Origin of the sequence: Butyricimonas sp. Marseille-P2440 (assembly GCF_900091675.1) — a bacterium.
In the GTDB taxonomy this organism is placed as follows: domain Bacteria; phylum Bacteroidota; class Bacteroidia; order Bacteroidales; family Marinifilaceae; genus Butyricimonas; species Butyricimonas synergistica.
In genome coordinates this window covers 131753-150572 of sequence record NZ_LT594607.1, presented here as the reverse complement: position 1 = coordinate 150572, position 18820 = coordinate 131753, and the positions used below count along the sequence as shown (strand labels likewise).

Below are 18820 nucleotides of genomic sequence, written 5' to 3'. Positions count from 1 at the left end.
ATTGTGATCCTTTGTCCGGAGGTTCTTATTTGTATGGTAAATGTTATAGTTATGATAATAGGTTATTTGAGAGTCAGTACGGGAAAGCAACATATCGAAAATCAAAGAGAAGAAATACAAAGATTCGCAACTCGGAAACATTTGAAGATCGATAGGTGGGTGACGGAAGTGGTAAGTGGGAAGAAGCATGAGCATGACCGTAAGCTCGGGAAATTATTGAAAAGTTTGAAAAAAGGAGATGTGTTAATCGTGACGGAATTGTCGCGGTTGAGTAGGACATTGTTGAATATCATGTCTATTTTGCATCGTTGTTTAGAGAAGGAAATCGTCATTTATAGCACGAAGGACGGTTATGCCTTTGATAACAGTATAAACAGTAAGGTACTCGCCTTCGCTTTCGCGTTGGTGGCAGAGATTGAGCATAATTTGATTTCTATGAGGACGAAGGAAGCTCTGGCGCATCGAAAGTCGGAAGGGGTTCGATTGGGGCGTCCTCTCGGGGGAGGAAAACAACAAATTTTATTAGAGAATAAGGAAGAGATCAATCGACTGTTGCAAGAAGGTGTTTCTATTGCGGCTATTTGCCGGATGTTTAAGGTGTCGCGGGAAACTTTCTACACGGTAAACCGGAAACACCCGTTATTTTAGGGAAATGAAAAGGACTGCCCAATGGACAGCCCTTTTGGTTTTACAACTGTAAACTTTTATTATTCTTCCAAGAAATTCGGATACATGTAATTCGTAGCCGGTACAAATGTTTCTTTGATTGCTTGCGGGGATACCCAGCGTAGCAGATTGAAGATGGTACCTGCTTTGTCGTTTGTGCCGGATGCGCGACCGCCACCGAAGGGTTGTTGGTCAACCACGGCGCCCGTGGGTTTGTCGTTGATGTAGAAGTTCCCGGCTGTATGTGTCAGACGTTCAGTCATCCGCTCGATATTGGCACGGTCTTTCGAGAAGATCGCCCCGGTGAGAGCGTAAGTCGAGTTTTTGTCCAGGATATCCAGAGTTTCGTCTACTTTCTCGGGATCATAAACATAAACCGTAAGGATCGGTCCGAATAATTCTTCACGCATGGTGATATAATCTGGTTTGAAGGCTTGGATGATGGTTGGTTGGATGAAATATCCGGCACTCATGTCGTAGTGTCCTCCCGCGATAACTTCGGCGTCTGCAGATTTGTTTGCCTCGTCGATAGCATTGGCTAACTTAACGAAAGAAGCTTCGTCGATCACGGCATTCACGAAATTCGTGAAGTCTTCTACTCCTCCAACTTTAATAGCTGCCAAGTCTTTTTGCACGTAGCTTTCAACTTCCGGCCAGATGTTGGATGGAATGTAAGCCCGTGAAGCGGCAGAACATTTTTGTCCCTGGTACTCGAAAGCACCCCGCACGATAGCGGTAGCGACTTCTTTCGGGCAGGCTGTCGGGTCGGCGAAGATATAGTCTTTACCTCCGGTTTCACCCACGATTCTCGGGTAACTCCGGTATTTATCGATATTCTTCACGATGGTAGCCCAAATGTCATTGAATACTTGGGTGGAACCGGTGAAGTGAATACCTGCAAATTCTCTGTGCGAGAAGATTACCTCAGAAGCCGTTGGTCCGGAACAGTACACCAGATTGATAACACCGTCAGGTAATCCGGCTTCTTTCAAGATTTCCATGATTAGATGCGCGGAATAAACAGCTGTTTTTGAAGGCTTCCACACGCATACATTACCCATTAGTGCCGGAGCTCCCGGAAGGTTACCGGCAATAGAGGTAAAGTTGAATGGAGTCAATGCGAAAACGAACCCTTCCAATGGGCGCCAAACCGTACGGTTCCAGATGCCCGGGGCTGAATTCGGTTGCATATGATATATTTCGTACATATTCTTCACGTTGAAACGGAAGAAGTCTGCTAACTCGGCGACACAGTCAATTTCTGCTTGGAAAGCATTTTTAGATTGTCCTAACATGGTAACGGCGTTCATCCGTTGACGATATGGACCAGCCAAAAGGTCGGCAGCTTTCAGGAAGATTGCGGCACGGCTTTCCCAGCTCATTTTTTCCCATTCCGGTTTTGCTTTCATCGCAGCGTCGATAGCCATTTTCACGTGGCTTGCATCTCCTTGATGGTAGTGTCCCAGCAAGTGGTGATGGTCGTGCGGCGGACGTATATCCATTAATTTGTCGGTGCGGACTTCTTTTCCTCCGATAATCATGGGAAGGTCAATAACCGTGGCACGCAACGCATTGATTTGTGACTTCAATTCTTTTCTTTCCGGCGAACCCGGAGCATAACTTTTGATGGGTTCATTGGTAATGTTAGGTAATTTGAATACTCCTTTGGACATATTTTATTTTTTTGTAGTTAGTATTTTTCAAGATTTTCCAAATATACAAAATTATTTCATGGAACAAACATGACATTTGTTAGTTTTTTCGATTTTAAATGCAAATTTAGTAGTTTAGTGCAATCAAAATAAGTTTCGTATATTTGCATCCGTTAAATACGGAAGGTTTCAATTTTCAAGTTATTGTAATGATTTCAGTTAATAATGTAAGTGTTTTATTCGGGGATTATGCGTTGTTGGATTCCATCTCATTTCTGGTGAACAAGAGGGATAGAATTGGTTTGACCGGACGGAATGGGGCGGGAAAATCCACTCTGTTGAAGATTCTTGCTGGGGTGCAGGAACCTTCCGAGGGAAGCGTGTCGGTGCCTTCCGGTTTGAAGATCGGTTATTTACCCCAGACGAAAGTGTATGCCGAAGGGAAAACCGTGCGGGAAGAGGCAGAAACGGCTTTCAATGATGTGTTGGGATTGCAACAAGAGGTAGAGAGATTGCACACAGAGTTGGCTGAACGGACGGATTACGAGTCGGACGGTTACATGGCGTTGATTGATAGATTGAACGAAAAGACCGAATTGTTGCGTATGCGGGGTGCCGATAATATGAACGGGGAAGTTGAGGTCGTGTTGAAGGGGTTGGGTTTCCGTCAAGAGGATTTGGATCGCCGTTGCGAGGAGTTCAGCGGGGGATGGCGTATGCGCATCGAGTTGGCGAAGATATTGTTGGCTCGTCCGGATGTGTTTTTATTAGATGAGCCCACGAACCATTTGGATATTGAGTCTATATCCTGGTTGGAGTCGTTCTTGCAGGGATACCCGGGGGCTGTGGTGCTTGTTTCCCACGACAGGGCTTTTTTGGATAATATCACGAGCCGTACGGTGGAGATTTCATTGAGCAAGATTTATGATTATAAGGTGTCGTACACGAAATTTATCGAGTTGAGGAAGGAGCGCATCGAACAACAATTGCGTGCTTACGAGAACCAGCAAAAGCAGATTAAAGATACGGAAGATTTTATCGAACGCTTCCGTTACAAGGCGACGAAAGCGGTGCAAGTGCAATCACGGATCAAGCAGTTGGAAAAGATTGACCGGATAGAGGTCGAGCAGGAGGATTCGGCTCGGATTAACGTGCGTTTCCAACCGGCGGTGCGATCGGGTGATGTCGTGGTGAGTGGTCGTGATTTGACTAAAGCATACGGCGACCACGTGGTGCTGCACGAGGTGAATTTGGATGTGCTGAGAGGGGAAAAGGTGGCTTTCGTGGGAAAGAACGGGGAAGGAAAGACGACTCTGGTGAAAATGATTATGGATCAGATTCCTTACGAGGGAGCGTTGAAGATTGGACATAACGTGAATATCGGGTACTTTGCGCAGAATCAGGCGGATTTACTTGATCCGACGTTGAGTGTACTTGACACGGTGGATCAGGTGGCTGTTGGGGAGATTCGGAAAAAGATACGGGATATACTGGGTGCTTTTTTGTTCTCCGGGGAGGATGTCGATAAGAAAGTGAAAGTGCTTTCCGGGGGAGAGCGGACTCGGCTTGCCATGGTGCGCTTGTTGTTGGAGCCTTATAACGTGTTGATTCTTGACGAGCCGACCAACCATTTGGATATGCGCACGAAAGATATATTGAAAGACGCGTTGAAAAAGTTCGAGGGGACAGTGATTGTCGTTTCACATGACCGTGACTTCCTGATTGGATTGGCAGATAAAGTGTACGAGTTTACCAATAAGAATATAAAGGAGTACTTGGGTGGGGTGACTCATTTTCTGGAAGCGAAAAAGTTGGAATGTTTCCGGGAATACGAGCAAATGCATCCCCGGAAGGTGCAGCAGGAGAAGGCTGTGGAAGAAGAAGCCGTTTCAGAGAATAAGGTTGCTTTCGAGGAGCGTAAACAATGGAATAAGGAAATTAAGCGGTCGGAGGTGAGGATTGAGAAGTTGGAAACCGAGATTGCCGATTGGGAACAAACCATTGCGGATGCCGAGGAGAAAATGGCAACAGGAACGATAAATGATGAGTTGCTGAAAGCATATGATGATGCGAAGAAGCGCTTGGAAGCGTGTATGGGGGAGTGGGAAGAGGAAAACGAACGATTGGAAAATTTAAAAGCTAAAATATAAATTATAAAGATGGCAAAGTTTAAACAAGAATGTATTTTCGGTATTCGTACCGTGATGGAGGCGATACAGGATGAGAAAGAAATCGATAAAGTGATGTTCCGTCAAGGAATAAAGGGTGAGTTATTCCAGCAGTTATTTGCGGTGGTGCGTGAACGTCAAATCCCGTTCCAGTATGTCCCGGAAGAGGTGTTTAAACCGTTTGCCGGACGTAATCACCAAGGGGTGCTGGCTGAGATTTCCCCGATTCCTTACCAGGATATAAATGAGGTGATCGATAAAGTAGTCGCAGAAGGGAAGAATCCGCTCGTGTTGATATTAGACCGGATCACGGATGTGCGCAACTTGGGAGGGATAGCCCGTACTGCCGAATGTGCCGGCGTGAATGCGATATTGATCCCGAATAAGAATTCAGCTAAAATATCTTCCGATGCGATCAAAACATCCGCGGGGGCGTTATATCATTTACCTGTATGCCGCGAGAAAAACTTGAAGAAGACGATCAAGGAATTGAAACGGCGCGGATTGACCTTATTCGCTGCCACGGAGAAAGCCGAGAAGTTCTACACGCAAGTCAATATGAAAGACGGTTGTATGTTCATCATGGGTTCCGAGGATACCGGTATTGACGAGGAATTGTTAGCCTTGGCAGACGAACAAATCAAAATACCTCAATTCGGTAAAATCGAATCGTTGAATGTTTCTGCTGCAGCAGCAATATTAATGTATGAAGCCGTACGTCAACGGTCATGAATTGAGGATTAGAATCCCCGAACTCTGTCCGTGAAGGATTCCCGTTTGGTCAGTTTCAAATCTCTTAACATGGAGGAACGCACGTGTATCTCGAAGTTAAAGGATTGGTGCTGACCGAACGGCATACAATTGAAGGTCATTTCCCAACAGTGCAGATCCCGCGTGATATTGAAACTAGTTGAGGTCACTTCCTTGGCTTTGAAATCGAATCCCGATTGAAAACCGATTTTCCATTTCGGAGTTAGTGAAAGATTACCGGAGAAGTTTAATATTTGCCGGATATCTCCTTTCCCTTTCGGGCTTTGTTTGGAGTAAGTCTTCGAGTAGTTAAGATTATAACTGATACTTAAATCCCAAGGAACATTAAAGTCCATGTAATCGTCAAAATATCCTCCGGTCATATCCTTCTCCTCTTCTTTTTTCTTATCTTTATTTTTATCGTTTTGTCCCCCGGAAAAACTGAAATTACTAGAGATCGTGGCATTGGTCAAACGTCCGATTCCTCCATGGTATTTGTTGATTTTACGCCCTTCCCCGTCCACTGCATAAGGGTCTAATGTACCGGAAAAGTTCAGGTCGACTTTATTGTTAAGTACTTTTGTACGGGCACTCAGTCCGATCGTGGAGAATCTCATACTATCCGCGAAAGGATTATAAGAAACATTTATACGGAAACTTTCCAGTAGTTTGACTTTCTTGAATTGTTCGTCTCCCGTGGTATCGTTATCGTTCCGGACTTTCATTTCAACGTTGTTATCCAAGCTGAAGCTGATACTTCCGGATTGTTTGCCGACCGTTGTTTTCGGAGTATAAGGCAAGCCCTCGTGGATGGCATATTCTACAAATTCTTCTCCGTTGAAATACGTTTTCGTGTATTTGCCAAGGGGTTTTAATGCTGGAGTATAGGATGCCGTAATGGACGGACGGATCATATGGCGGATTGCCGCCACTTTGGACCCCGGTTTGAATAGGAACATACCGTAAATGGTCGGCGTGTAACCGATGGATGCACTAGCTGAATAGTCGTGTGAATAGTTCATGCCCGGTACAACTCTTTTGACAATTTGTCCCCCAGCGCTGCTGGTGTCCGGTATCCATATTTTCTCGATCGTTTTAGTATTAAGGTATCCGTTATAATTTAACGAAGGGGTAAAGGTTACGTCTTGTGCAATTTTGAATGATAAACTGAGCGGAATGTTGTGTTTGAATCCGTTGTCCCAATCTCTTTCAAAAGATGATTTGAATAATTTATCTTCTTTGGTTTGAATGTTGTTGCGCAATTCTGCCGAGTAGGATATACCGATGTTATCGTACCATTTCATTTCCCCTACCTTGTCTTTTTTGCGGAAAGGGTAGATTTGTGACATACGTAGGCTAAGATTTGGAAGTGTGACAGAAATGGATGAATCCTGACTGTTTTGGCTATGGCTGAATGATCCACTTAAACTGAACGGGCTTTCCGGCCATTTTTTGCTCCAGGATATACTGGATTGCTTTCGTTGATTGGCAATATCGTTTATATTATTCGCGTTGTAGTAGTTGTTTCTGGCGGAAGACATATCCACAGAAGCAGAGAAAGAACTATAAGGATTGGCTTTCCCGTCTTGGCTGTGCGTCCAACGAACAGCCCAGTCGGAAGATTCCTGGTAGTCGGGTAAACCTTTTTCACTCACGTGGTTTTTACTCATCGAGGCACTGAATTGCCCGTTGAATTTATATCGTTTCCTGTATGTTGTCGAGTATTGTAACCCCCATGATCCATTCGTGTATATATCACCCGTAAAAGTCATGTCAATATAGTCATTGACGTAGAGATAATACCCCCCCCCTCTCAGGTTGAACCCTCTCATTCGCTCTTCCCCGTACGTTGGCATGATAATACCGGAAGTCCCTTTCTTGGAAATCGGGAAGAAGCCGAACGGTATAAATATAGGTAAAGGAACGTCTTCTAACTCGAGGTAAGTGAATCCCACGAATATTCTTTTGTCTTTAATCATCTTTGCCCGGTTCATCCGTAACCGGAAGTGAGGGTGGTCGTGGTCGTCGCACGTGGTGTATGAACCATGTACCACGCAATATACGGAGTCACTCATCTTTTTCGTGGTTTGCCCCTGCACGTATCCTTCCCCTTCCTGCGTGATGATCTCTGAAATAAGTCCTTTCTTGGAGTCAAAATTGTACCTCAATTCTTTTCCCTCAAATTCCTGAGCCCCGTCCTTGAATTTGGGTGTGCCTTTTAGTTCTCCCACGGAATCGGGAGCCCCGGTGGCATAGGCTTCTTTTTTCTCCATGTCCAGCACGATATAGTCTGCCTTGAGCTCGCTCGTGAGGTATTTCACAAATCCGTTGCCGTACAAGAATACTTTCTTGCCACCGATGGAAAATTTGACAGAATCGTCGGCGTTGTAAGTGATTAAATCACTGAATAACGGTTTCGGTCGGGTGGTATCATTTCGGATCGTGTCGATAGGCATGCCCGTCGAGTCATACACGATGCGAATGCTATCCCCAGGTTGTCCCGTTGTATCGAGAGCGAGGAGCGGTAACCTGTCCGAAGACGGTTTAGTTGTGTCACTGGTAGATGTAGCATATCTTTCTCCGAAAATAATCTCGGAGGCAAGACCGTTGGATGATAGTATTATCGGCAGGGCGATCACCGTTAAAATGATACATTTCTTAATAAAAAGCCCTGTATATAATCTAATTTGCAATTTAATATATTATTTTTGTGACTAATATTGCATGACGCATATAGCATTTTTGCTTTGCAAATGTAAGAAATAATGGTTGTTAATGGTCATGATTCTTTTTAAAAAGTTTTAAATACATGATAAATCAGTGCAAGTTTATAGGTTTTCTGTTGGTTATCTTTCTGTTAGGGGGTATAAGAACACTCGAAGCACAAGACGCATTGGGTAAAATTACTTGTATTTGCATCGACGCGGGGCACGGGGGAAAAGATCCGGGAGCTATAAGCGGGCGTCTGAAAGAAAAGGATATTACATTGGCAATAGCCTTGAAATTAGGCAAGATGATAAAAGATGCCTATCCCAATATAAAAGTGGTATATACGCGCACGAAGGATGTGGCGGTAGATTTGCGCGAACGGGGACGAATCGCGAATAAAGCTAAAGCACAATTGTTTATATCCATTCACGTGAATAAATTTGCTAAATCTACGGTGCGTGGGGTAGAGACATACGTGTTGGGGTTGCATAAATCGGAAGCAAGTTTTCAAGTCGCCATGAAAGAGAATGAGGCAATCCATTACGAGGAAGATTACACGGTGAAATATGACGGTTTTAATCCCAAGAAAGCGGAATCTTATATCATGTTCAATTTCTTGAAAAATAGTCATTTGAAGAATAGTATGGAGTTCGCGGCACCTGTTCAGAAAGAATTGGTAGCTAAAACCCGAATGCCGGATCGAGAAGTGCGCCAAGCTGGTTTTATTGTTTTGATGGACGTGGGGATGCCTGCCGTGTTGATCGAGACCGGTTTTATCTCGAACCCGAGTGACCAGAAAATATTGATTTCCGAATCCGGGCAAACGAACCTCGCTAAGGCTATTTTTTCAGGTTTTCAATCTTATAAAAATAATGTAGAGCGGAATAGCGTGGTGATAAAAGGAGGTGCGGGAGAGGAAAAAGTGATCGCGAAGGCGGAAGAAAAAAGGACTGATACTCAGAATGAAGCGAGGAAAACGGTTGAGCCCGAGAAGAAAAAAACGGAAAATGTTGTTGCGCTTCAAAATAAAAATGACTTATTTTACGCTGTTCAAGTCGCCTCGTCTAAGACCAGAATCAAGGATTTCGGGTATTTGAAACTGAAAGAAAAAGTAGAAGAATTGAAGGGCGTAGATCGTTATCGTTATTACGTGGGAAAAACTTCTACCTATGGAAAAGCGTTAGAAAAGCAGAAGGAGATTCGGAAAGTGGTGAAGGATTGCTTTATTATTGCGATATATAAAGGGAAGCAGATAACTGTTACCGAGGCACGAAAAATAGAACAAAAGAAGTAAAGAATAAAATTATACTCATGAAACTGAAGAGAGAAGCTAAGCTAGCATTAACTGCAATTGTCGCAGTATTTGTTTTAATCTGGGGAATCAATTTTTTGAAAGGTTCGTCGTTATTTGAATCCAAAAGTATATTTTATGGGGTATATAATAGCGTGGAAGGATTGAAAGTATCCAGTGGCGTTGTGTACCGCGGCTATCAGGTAGGGCAGGTTATCTCTATTCAGTTTACAGGTGAACGGTATGACAAGGTTCTTGTGAAATTTTCAGTCAATAAAGGCTTGGAATTACCTTCCAATAGTTTGGCGATGATCCAGAGTGCCGATTTGATGGGGTCTAAGGTGATCGACTTGATCCCGGGTGACTCGCCTGTTTTTGCAGTTAGTGGTGATACGCTGACTTCTAAAACAGAACAAGGGTTAATGGAGCAAGTGAGTCGGCAGATGTTGCCTCTGAAGCAGAAAGCCGAACGGCTGTTAGGTTCTCTTGACTCCGTGATGGTCATTGTGCAGGGTGTTTTTAACGAGGAAACTAAAAAAAATTTGAATAATAGTTTTGCCAGTATCGATCGCACGTTACGGAATATTGAAGGAGCTTCCGGGAATTTGGATACCTTGATGCAGACGGAATCAGCGCGGGTGAGTGAAATATTGCGGAATATAAATAGTATCACAGCTAACCTGTCGGATAATAATGAAGAAATATCTAATATATTAGGAAATTTCTCGTCTATCAGTGATTCTTTGCGTCAGGCAAACTTGCACCAAATGTTGACAAGTGTTGATAATATACTGGGACGGGTCGATTCTATCTTCGCTAAAATAAATAAAGGGGAGGGAACGATAGGAGCTCTCGTGAACGATAATGACCTTTATTATAACTTGAATCAAGTGAGTGAAAATCTTAATCGGTTGTTAGTAGAATTCAGGTATAACCCGCGTCGATTCATTAACCTTTCATTAATAGATTTTTCCTCCGGCAAAATAGGCTTGGATGAGTACGGGATCGTGATACACGAATCATCTGAACGCTTGAGTATGGATTCTGAATTGTATATTCAAAATCCTGGGTTGAAAGAAGTTAAGTATAAAGATAAGTATCTTTATATTGTGGATAGTTTTAAGAAATTGAAGGCAGCCCAACGAAAGCTGGACGATGTCATCAAACGTTATAAAAATGCTTATATAGTTAAAATTGACTTCGTTTGAAAATTAGAATTATTCTAAATAATAAATTTTAGAACTTGGTTTTTGTTAACATAAAAGCAGATCATTTAGAATTTAAGATAGAAGTTTTGTATCAATTTTTAGACCTAGGACTTAAAGGTTTATCATGAAAAACGACCCCGTGAATTGTTACGTTTATGTTAAGACTTTAAAAGCGTTCTGGTAGAAATGGAAACGAGGGGATTGAGGTGTAATTATATGTATTTCAGTGTATTGGATCTAAAATATTGATACCTAAACGGTAAGAGATTCTTGGTGAAAAACAAGTAAAAGGCTCATTTTTTTTACAGAAATTTTTTTTCGAATTTAGCATTCCATTTCATTTGGATGAATAGGGAATAAAATAATATATACATGAAAAGGGATTGTAAAAGTGTTTGGTCTGAATGTCTCGACCTAATTAAAGAACAAGTAGCACCAAGAACATTTAAAACGTGGTTCTTGCCTATACGTGCTTTGAACTTTCAGGAGGACGTGTTGACGATTCAAGTTCCGAGTCAATACGTGTACGAGTGTCTGGAAGAACACTTTGTGGAGATTTTGCGGAAGGCAATTCGCACCGTAATTGGTCCGAAAGCCAAATTGGAATATTCGGTTGTCGTGGAGGAGAGCCATCCCCGAGATCCGATTTTTGTGACGATGTCTTCCTCTAACGTGAAGAAAGCTGAGCCGAGTACGGTTTACTTGAATGGTAAATCGGGTGATGCTGCTTTGAAGAATCCTTTTGAGCGTAATAATAATCTTTTGCAAATAGACCCGCAATTGAATCCTTCTTATACTCTAGACAGTTATATAGAAGGTAGCTGTAATCGTTTGGCAAAATCTGCAGCCGTGGCTATTGCTCAAAATCCCGGGGGAACAGCCTTTAATCCCTTGTTGATTTACGGTGGTTCCGGGTTAGGTAAAACACATTTAGCTCAAGCTATCGGGATGGAAGTCAAGCAGAATTACCCGAATAAAGTGGTGTTGTACTTGACAACGAACGTGTTCCAGACGCAGTTCACTGAAGCTGTACGTAAGAACGAGATCAATGATTTCTTGCACTTTTATCAGTTGATAGACGTGTTGATTTTGGATGATATTCACGAGTTGGCAGGAAAAACTGCTACCCAGAATACTTTCTTCCATATTTTCAATCATTTGCATCAATCCGGTAAGCAATTGATATTGACTTCTGATCGTTCCCCGGCTGAATTGAGTGGTTTAGAAGAACGTTTGCTTTCCCGTTTCCGCTGGGGATTGTCTGCTGAAATTAAATCGCCGGATTACGAGACCCGTATGGCAATTGCCCGTTTTAAAGCTCGTAAAGATGGTATCGATTTCTCTGATGAGATATTGGAATACATTTGTAAATATGTATGCAATAACGTGCGGGAATTGGAGGGAGCTATGATTTCTTTGTTGGCTCAGGCTACTTTTAACCACAAGGATCTCACGATAGACGTGGTAAGGGATATCTTGGGTAAGATGGTCAAGAACCAGAAGAAAGAAATGACCGTTGAATATATCCAAGAAGTCGTGTGCCAACACTTTAATATGGCACCTGAAATGTTGCAGGAGAAAACACGTAAACGGGAAGTGGTGCAAGCCCGCCAGTTAGCGATGTATTTCAGCAAGAATTACACGAACGCTTCGTTGGCATATATCGGGAAACAAATCGGGCGTAAAGACCACACGACGGTATTGTACGCTTGCAAGGCTGTTGCCGATATGATGGAAACAGATCGAACTTTCCGGGCTCAGGTGGAAGAATTGCAAAAGAAACTCTATTGCTCAAATTAATTGCATGGAAGAGGATAAATATAGAACAGTAAATGCGATTGCCGAAGGCTTGTACAAAGAGAAAGGCAGTCGCTTTATGTCTTTTATTTATCCGGTGAAGACCGAGGAAGAGATCAAGGAGATCCTTGCAGAAATAAAAACTAAGTATTACGATGCCCGCCATCATTGCTATGCTTATTGCCTGGGGGCAAATCGGGAACGTTTTCGGGCGAATGATGATGGGGAACCTTCTTCCACGGCAGGAAAACCTATCTTGGGACAAATTGTTTCTAATGATCTTTCTAACGTTCTGATCGTGGTCATTCGATATTTCGGGGGAATAAAATTGGGTGTATCCGGTTTAATTCAAGCGTACAAGGATGCTGCCGCTGATGCCATACTTCATGCCGAGATTGTCGAACGCACGGTGGATGAAATCATTCATATCCGTTTTACTTATGTGGTGATGAACGACGTGATGAAAGTTCTGAAAGAAGAAGCCCCGGAAATCCTATCCCGCAATTTTGAGATGGAGTGTGAAATGACTCTCTCTATCAGGCAGAAAGATATGCCTCGTTTGAAAGAGCGCTTGTCGAAAATAGAATCTCTCGCTATTGAGGACTAACCCGGAAAAAGATACTTGTCATACTGAAAAACCAAAGAGGAACCGAGGGAAATTCGAGATAATGATCTCTCATTGTCGTGTTGCGGTCGTTTTTGCTCTAATGTTTCTATATTAGAGATTATAGGATGTCTATAGCAAAAACGAAGCGAGAACGGGAGTGGGGAATGTTTTGGGTTAATCTTCCTTGGGTTTACTGTGGGTTCTCTGTATTAAAACTTAAACGCCCATTGGGATGCAGATTATAATCTGTCTGAATTTTTTTTGAAATTTGCGTTGAAAAAATATCCCGAGTTTTTTGGGATTTCAAATAGAATTACTATCTTTGCAACCGCAATTGAGAAACACAATTGAAGGATTCAGTAGCTCAGCCGGTAGAGCACAACACTTTTAATGTTGGGGTCCTGGGTTCGAGTCCCAGCTGGATCACGAAAAACTCTCTAAAACGTTGTTTTAGAGAGTTTTTATTTAGATGCTTTTCACGATTTCTTCTGTTTATAATTTGAAGTTTCAATGGATCGCCTGGTGAGCACTGGTGTATTTTTTTACTTTCCGGTCGTTGATGGCTAATGAAATTGGTACTGGTTGTTTTTAATACAAGATGTCGGAACGGTTATTCCAGCGCTTTGATATTCATGATCGGTTTGATCGTGTCTATAATTATGGCAGTATCTTGTATAGCCTTCATTATAACGTCTTTATCCTTGTATGCCATGGGCGATTCGTCAAGGGTTTGTTTGCAGACAGAGGTGGAATAGATTCCTTCCATTTCTTTTTTGAACTCATCTATATCCAGCGTTTTGAAAGCTTGATTTCGGGCTAATACTCTTCCGGCACCGTGAGGGGCGGAGTAATTCCAGTCTGGATTGCTTCTCCCTTCACAGATCAGTATTCCGTCCCGCATATTGAACGGGATAATCATTCTTTCGCCTTTATAAGCACGGATGGCACCTTTTCGGATGATCCAGTCGGTCGTGTCTATAAAATTATGCATGGAATGGATAAAATCCACGGCATGGTAATCTTCTCCCAGGTCTTTGAATATCGCTTTCGCCATTGCTCGATGGTTAAATTGGGCATAGGTTTGGGCGATGACCATATCGACCAGGTATTCATACATATGCTCGCCTTCCAGTAAGTATTCCTTCTTACCCGCATGGTATCGCTCGTTCAGTTCTTCCAGTTTTTTCGGAATATCACTTGTCGGTTGCGTGTTCTCCGTGATCTGTTTGAATTCCTCGTGATACTCTTCCGGGAGAATGTTTGTCTTACGCGTTTTTTTGGCATGGTAATTACATACTTTCAACCCGAAGTTTCGGGATCCGGAATGAATCGTCAGGTAATGTGAACCGTCTTTCGGCGATTCTCCCAACTCGATAAAGTGGTTTCCTCCTCCCAGTGTACCCACGGAATAATAGAACGTGTCCTCCTTGATACCTATTTTTCGGCACAAATCGGCGATATATGTTTTATCCACTTGTATAGGCGTTTTCGTTTCCCCGGAATGCTTCTCCCATTCTTGTTGAAAGATCGCCATGTTGTTATTTACTGCCTCGAAGTATGGCTCGATCCACCACCCGTCGAAGTTCTTTTCTTTCCGGATATACATACCCGTCGGGATAGAACGCCTGATAGCGTGGTCGAGGGTAGGGAAACGCTCTTCCTCAATTCGTCGGTTCAATTTGTAAGTCGTGACAGAACAACCGATGTCCACGCCGATATAGTTCGGGTTAATCATTCGGCTCATCGGCATCGTGAATCCGATGACAATACCTTTTCCTGCGTGGGTATCCGGCATAATTCGCACGGGTACGCCTGCTGATATTTCATTATTTAAAATGTTTTGCACTAATTCGATAGCCCCTTCCTCGACGTCATTGATGAATATTTTGCAATCTTGGTTGTATTTTCCTTTTATCTCTATCATATTTTTAGTTTATAATATGCGGAGCGACAAGCGAACAGGGTTTTGAATATCGTGCGGGATTTGAACCTGCGGTAACCACTTGAACGAAGTAACTCTGTTCCACGGCATCCGCATTAGTTTATAATAAAAAACAGGAGTAACAAGCGAAAAAAGAAGAAGCGGGGCATGGCATTGCCGGAATCGAACCGGATAGTCTCGCCGATTTCACGACCTCACTATTCCTCCCCTGAATGGCTGCCGAAGTATCTTTTTTCTACGACATCCTGTTTTATCGGTTTAGAACAAGGCAACGGGCAAAAAGGGGTCGTGGGATTTGAACCCACACAGAATCAATCTTTACCGAAGTACCCCTTTTTTACGGCACTTGTTCTATCACCTTAAAAAAGCAAGGCGACAAACGACAAGAGACGTTTTCCTGCTCTACCCACTGAGCTACACTTCCTGTTTGTCATCTCTCGATCGTGGAAGTGGCGGGATTCGAACCCGTGACCTGGGCGTAATCATGCGAAGTAACTCTTGTCTACGGCACTTGCTTTATGCTATTGTTTCAAAGAACTTTCCTTTTGACGATACAAAGTTATGTATCCGGTGTGCAATGTTTCTGCGCGGCAGAATTTTTATAGGTTTATTTTCATTATTTCTTCCGTGACGGATGAACCTTGCTCGATATAGTATATCATGTCGAAAATTTTCTCGCTCCATCCGCTGACCAAAACCACGTTCCCGTTGTCTTGCGTCATGCTGTTCCCGTATCCCCTCAAATCCACCGTGTAGACTTTCACGCTAGGGTTGATCTTCAGGTACTTTTGGAAAAGACGGTTGAAGTTATCCCCGCAGTTGCCTTTGCTGTCGTACCACTTGCAACCTGTTCCCACCTGGCAGTCGGAGAATATGACGATTCTGTCCACCAGCGTTCGTGACTTTATCAGGTGTTCCATGTACTCGAATATCCCGCTTTCCGTGGACGGTCCGCATTTCTTGGCGGCACGGTTGATGGTTTCGAAGTTTTCGAATACATTCGCCTTGCGGTCTAAACCGGCATCGATCAAGCGGTCGCCGAACAACCCGACGTACGTGTCTTCGCATTTGTTCCAGTATAACACGGCGAACAAGTTGGCTATATCTGCCGATTTTCGTTCGCTCATGGCGGATACCAGCGATTTTCCACCCCGATCACCGTACATACTTCCCGAATTATCGGACAGTATGGCGGTCTTGCCTTTGCACGCCGGTATGTTGTCGCAACTCGTGACCAGTGCTTTTTCTAGAGCTTCCGAAGCCCTCTTGATCTTGGCTTTTCCCTCCTCGAATATTGTGGACTCTTTTGCCAGTTTGTTGATCTCCAGAAATGCCGACAGGTAGCGGAAAGGCATTTGTTTTGATTTCCTTATCCTTTGCTCGTCTGTCAACACGTTCAAAGCTATATCCAGTGCCTCGGACGAACTTTTGGTCATGATATTCCGCAAGTTCCGCAATATTGCCATATACCCGAGTTTACCGCTTGCCAGCAATTCCCGCCACTTTTCGGACACGGCTTTCGCCTTGGCGTTCTCGTTCTCGAATGGCTTTTTGCCGAGTTCTGACAATTCCGTTTCCCAGGTATAGGGTGTTGTCAGGTCGTCCGAAACGATCTTGTCGAATATCGCCTGTTGCGCCTCGTCCTTTGCCTTTGGGTGCACCAGAAACAAGGCATCCCGCAAGCTGACAGCCGATCCCCTGTTGTATTTGGCGAATTGGTATTCGTCAAATTTGTTGAACGATTCGATCAATCCTTTTTGTACTTGTTTGGACAAACGGTTCAATTTCTTCGCGCCTTCCCGGTTGTTGGCGGTTTGGTAATACGCCAGTATCTCGGTGATCTCGTCGGCACGGTTCACGATGCCTGCCACGGTTCGTTTCACGATCTCGTTGCCGGAATACAATTTTGCCAATTCCACGGCTAGTATCACCGGCACGGAGCGCAGCTTCATCTCGGTTCGGGCGTACACGGCTAGTCTAGCCACAAACTCGGGACTGCATTTCGCGATCAGGTTGCAGATCCGGCTCTTTCTATCCGCGTTTGATTCGTAATATGAATCATCGACCATGCAGGTCACCACCGTGGAATACAATTCCATTTCCGGGGTCATTTTGTAGGCTTTTGCCCCCATGTAATTCACGGTAGTATTTTTTCCTTTGTTTGTAAAATTGAATTTCATCATTGTATCTTTTTTCGTTTTACACGACAAAGATGCATACATTGGTGCGCGAACTTTTTGCGTAGCTAAAATAAATTTCATATTTTTGGAAAAATAATTTTTATTCTATTCTTATGCCCGCTAATCGAAACGCCCTAATTCGTTATAAAACAATAGATAACTGCCTGCGAAATCCATACCGGAAATGGACTCTCGAGGATTTGATAGACGCTTGTTCGGATGCTCTGTACGAGTACGAGGGCATCGACAAGGGCATTAGCCGCCGCACGATTCAAATGGATATACAGGTGATGCGCAGCGAGAAGCTGGGCTACAATGCCCCTATCGTGGTCTACGACAATAAATATTACAAGTACGAGGACGCCGATTACAGCATCACGAACACGCCCTTGTCCGAGCAGGATTTGAAGGTCATGTCCGAGGCGGTGGAGGTGTTGCGGCAGTTTCGGGGATTTTCCTATTTCTCGAACATGGGGGATATTATCAGCCGGCTGGAAGACCACGTGACCTCGGCACGGCTGAAAACGACCCCAGTCATTGATTTCGAGAAGAACGAGAGCCTGAAGGGTATCGATCATCTGGACGAGATTTATCATGCCATTGTCAACAAACAAGTGCTGAGGATGAAATACCGTTCCTTTAAAGCCCGTTCCGCTTCCGAATTTTTGTTCTATCCCTACTTGTTGAAGGAATACCGGAATCGTTGGTTCGTGTTCGGGGTACGCAAGGGGAGTTCTCCGCTCGTGAATCTGGCGCTCGACCGTGTTCATCATCTCGAGATTGTCCCGGGGGAACCTTACTGTGAAAATACAGTATTCGATCCCACGACTTTCTTTGACGATCTGGTGGGCGTGACGAAGAATATCGGTTCAAAAGTTCAGAACGTGCGTTTCTGGGTAAACCCTCCAAACGCTCCCTACGTGGAAACAAAACCACTGCACAAGTCGCAAAAGATCGTGGAAAGACGGGAAGACGGGAGCGTTATCTTTGAAATAGACGTGGTAATCAATCAAGAGCTGCAACGGGAAATCATCGGTTTTGCGGACGGGATAAAGGTTTTATCCCCGCCTTCTTTGGTCGACCTGATTGCCTCCCGGTTTCGACGGGCAAACCAATTGTATGACGGGGTGAACTCGTGATAGGAATATTTGTTCGGCTTGAACAGACCTTATCGTGTGGATAACCTTTGCTTGAGGTTTCTTGTCATTGTACACGTGCTCACGTGCAATCAATACCTTCCCCTGGGGGAATACGCCAGTATAGGTGGAGTAATGGTTCTTCGGGATGTTAAATAGGGTTTGGGTGTGGTCGAGAATGCCAGTTTTTTGTTAATATCGCGTAATAATTAAATGCAGGAGAAAATGAAAATTAAAACAGGATTAGGAATAGATGTCCATCGGTTGGCTCCGGGGCTGGACTTTTGGCTCGGAGGAATCAAGTTGCAACACGAGAAAGGTTGCGTGGCGCACTCGGACGGTGACGTGTTGATACACGCGATATGCGACGCCTTATTGGGAGCTTCCGGGTTGGATGATATCGGGACGTATTTTCCGGATACCGATCCTGCTTACAAGGGAATCGATAGCAAGGTATTACTGAAAAAGGTGGTCGATATGCTGGAGCGGAAAGGGTTCTCGGTCGGGAATATCGATTGTGTCATTTGTCTCCAACGCCCGAAAATTAAACTACGGACACTGGAGATGAGGGAGTGTCTGGCTGAAATTATCGGGATAGATGTCGACGATCTCACGATAAAGGCAACGACCACGGAACAACTCGGATTCGAGGGGAGGGAAGAAGGCGTTTCGGCTTATGCTTCAGTGTTGATTATTAAGTTATAAGAAAAGGAA

The 18820-nt window shown here is 43.9% G+C and carries 13 protein-coding genes and 1 tRNA gene; 10 read left to right on the top strand and 4 right to left on the bottom strand.

Features of this window, described 5'->3' with window-relative positions; genetic code table 11:
- Positions 1-51 precede the first annotated feature (51 nt).
- The gene (locus BN8899_RS02105; protein ID WP_231932241.1) at positions 52-648 is read left to right on the top strand and encodes a master DNA invertase Mpi family serine-type recombinase; all 597 of its coding nucleotides are present in this window, start codon (positions 52-54) and stop codon (positions 646-648) included.
- A 59-nt stretch (positions 649-707) separates the two neighbouring features.
- Here BN8899_RS02105 and pruA read toward each other — a convergent pair whose 3' ends face one another.
- The gene (gene pruA, locus BN8899_RS02100; RefSeq protein WP_065218122.1) at positions 708-2339 is read right to left on the bottom strand and encodes an L-glutamate gamma-semialdehyde dehydrogenase; all 1632 of its coding nucleotides are present in this window, start codon (positions 2337-2339) and stop codon (positions 708-710) included.
- Positions 2340-2527: 188 nt separating this feature from the next.
- On the opposite strand from pruA, the gene BN8899_RS02095 reads away from it, so the two are divergent.
- Both BN8899_RS02095 and rlmB read left to right on the top strand, forming a co-directional pair.
- Positions 2528-4468 (top strand): ABC-F family ATP-binding cassette domain-containing protein, encoded by a 1941-nt coding sequence (locus tag BN8899_RS02095; protein WP_026207674.1) that lies wholly within the window; start codon positions 2528-2530, stop codon positions 4466-4468.
- A 9-nt stretch (positions 4469-4477) separates the two neighbouring features.
- Positions 4478-5218, top strand: coding sequence for a 23S rRNA (guanosine(2251)-2'-O)-methyltransferase RlmB (rlmB, locus tag BN8899_RS02090; RefSeq protein ID WP_018338545.1), 741 nt, complete (start codon positions 4478-4480; stop codon positions 5216-5218).
- Positions 5219-5226: 8 nt separating this feature from the next.
- On the opposite strand, the gene BN8899_RS02085 is transcribed toward rlmB, so the two are convergent.
- On the bottom strand, positions 5227-7929 hold the full coding sequence (locus BN8899_RS02085) for a putative LPS assembly protein LptD (protein WP_231932240.1): 2703 nt from the start codon (positions 7927-7929) through the stop codon (positions 5227-5229).
- A gap of 116 nt (positions 7930-8045) precedes the next feature.
- Between BN8899_RS02085 and BN8899_RS02080 the strand changes: the two genes are divergently transcribed.
- The 5 genes from BN8899_RS02080 (at position 8046) to BN8899_RS02060 (ending at position 13274) form a co-directional block, all read left to right on the top strand.
- Positions 8046-9239: an N-acetylmuramoyl-L-alanine amidase family protein gene (locus tag BN8899_RS02080; protein ID WP_065218121.1), complete on the top strand. Its 1194-nt coding sequence runs from the start codon at positions 8046-8048 to the stop codon at positions 9237-9239.
- 17 nt (positions 9240-9256) lie between these two features.
- Positions 9257-10444, top strand: a complete 1188-nt coding sequence (locus BN8899_RS02075) for an MlaD family protein (protein ID WP_065218120.1) — start codon at positions 9257-9259, stop codon at positions 10442-10444.
- 372 nt (positions 10445-10816) lie between these two features.
- On the top strand, positions 10817-12244 hold the full coding sequence (dnaA, locus tag BN8899_RS02070; protein WP_065218119.1) for a chromosomal replication initiator protein DnaA: 1428 nt from the start codon (positions 10817-10819) through the stop codon (positions 12242-12244).
- A 4-nt stretch (positions 12245-12248) separates the two neighbouring features.
- Positions 12249-12848: an IMPACT family protein gene (locus tag BN8899_RS02065; protein ID WP_018338550.1), complete on the top strand. Its 600-nt coding sequence runs from the start codon at positions 12249-12251 to the stop codon at positions 12846-12848.
- Between the two features lie 353 nt (positions 12849-13201).
- Positions 13202-13274 (top strand) — tRNA-Lys (locus BN8899_RS02060).
- Positions 13275-13458: 184 nt separating this feature from the next.
- Here BN8899_RS02060 and BN8899_RS02055 read toward each other — a convergent pair.
- Entirely contained in the window at positions 13459-14772 is a 1314-nt protein-coding gene (locus BN8899_RS02055; protein WP_065218118.1) for an RtcB family protein, read from the bottom strand.
- 617 nt (positions 14773-15389) lie between these two features.
- Positions 15390-16973, bottom strand: a complete 1584-nt coding sequence (locus BN8899_RS02050) for a TROVE domain-containing protein (RefSeq protein WP_222860551.1) — start codon at positions 16971-16973, stop codon at positions 15390-15392.
- Between the two features lie 110 nt (positions 16974-17083).
- Between BN8899_RS02050 and BN8899_RS02045 the strand changes: the two genes are divergently transcribed.
- Together BN8899_RS02045 and ispF are read left to right on the top strand one after the other, a co-directional pair.
- Positions 17084-18109 carry a helix-turn-helix transcriptional regulator gene (locus tag BN8899_RS02045; RefSeq protein ID WP_065218117.1) on the top strand — a complete coding sequence of 342 codons (1026 nt, stop codon included), beginning with the start codon at positions 17084-17086 and terminating at the stop codon, positions 18107-18109.
- Between the two features lie 222 nt (positions 18110-18331).
- Positions 18332-18811, top strand: coding sequence for a 2-C-methyl-D-erythritol 2,4-cyclodiphosphate synthase (ispF, locus tag BN8899_RS02040; protein ID WP_065218314.1), 480 nt, complete (start codon positions 18332-18334; stop codon positions 18809-18811).
- Positions 18812-18820: the final 9 nt, after the last annotated feature.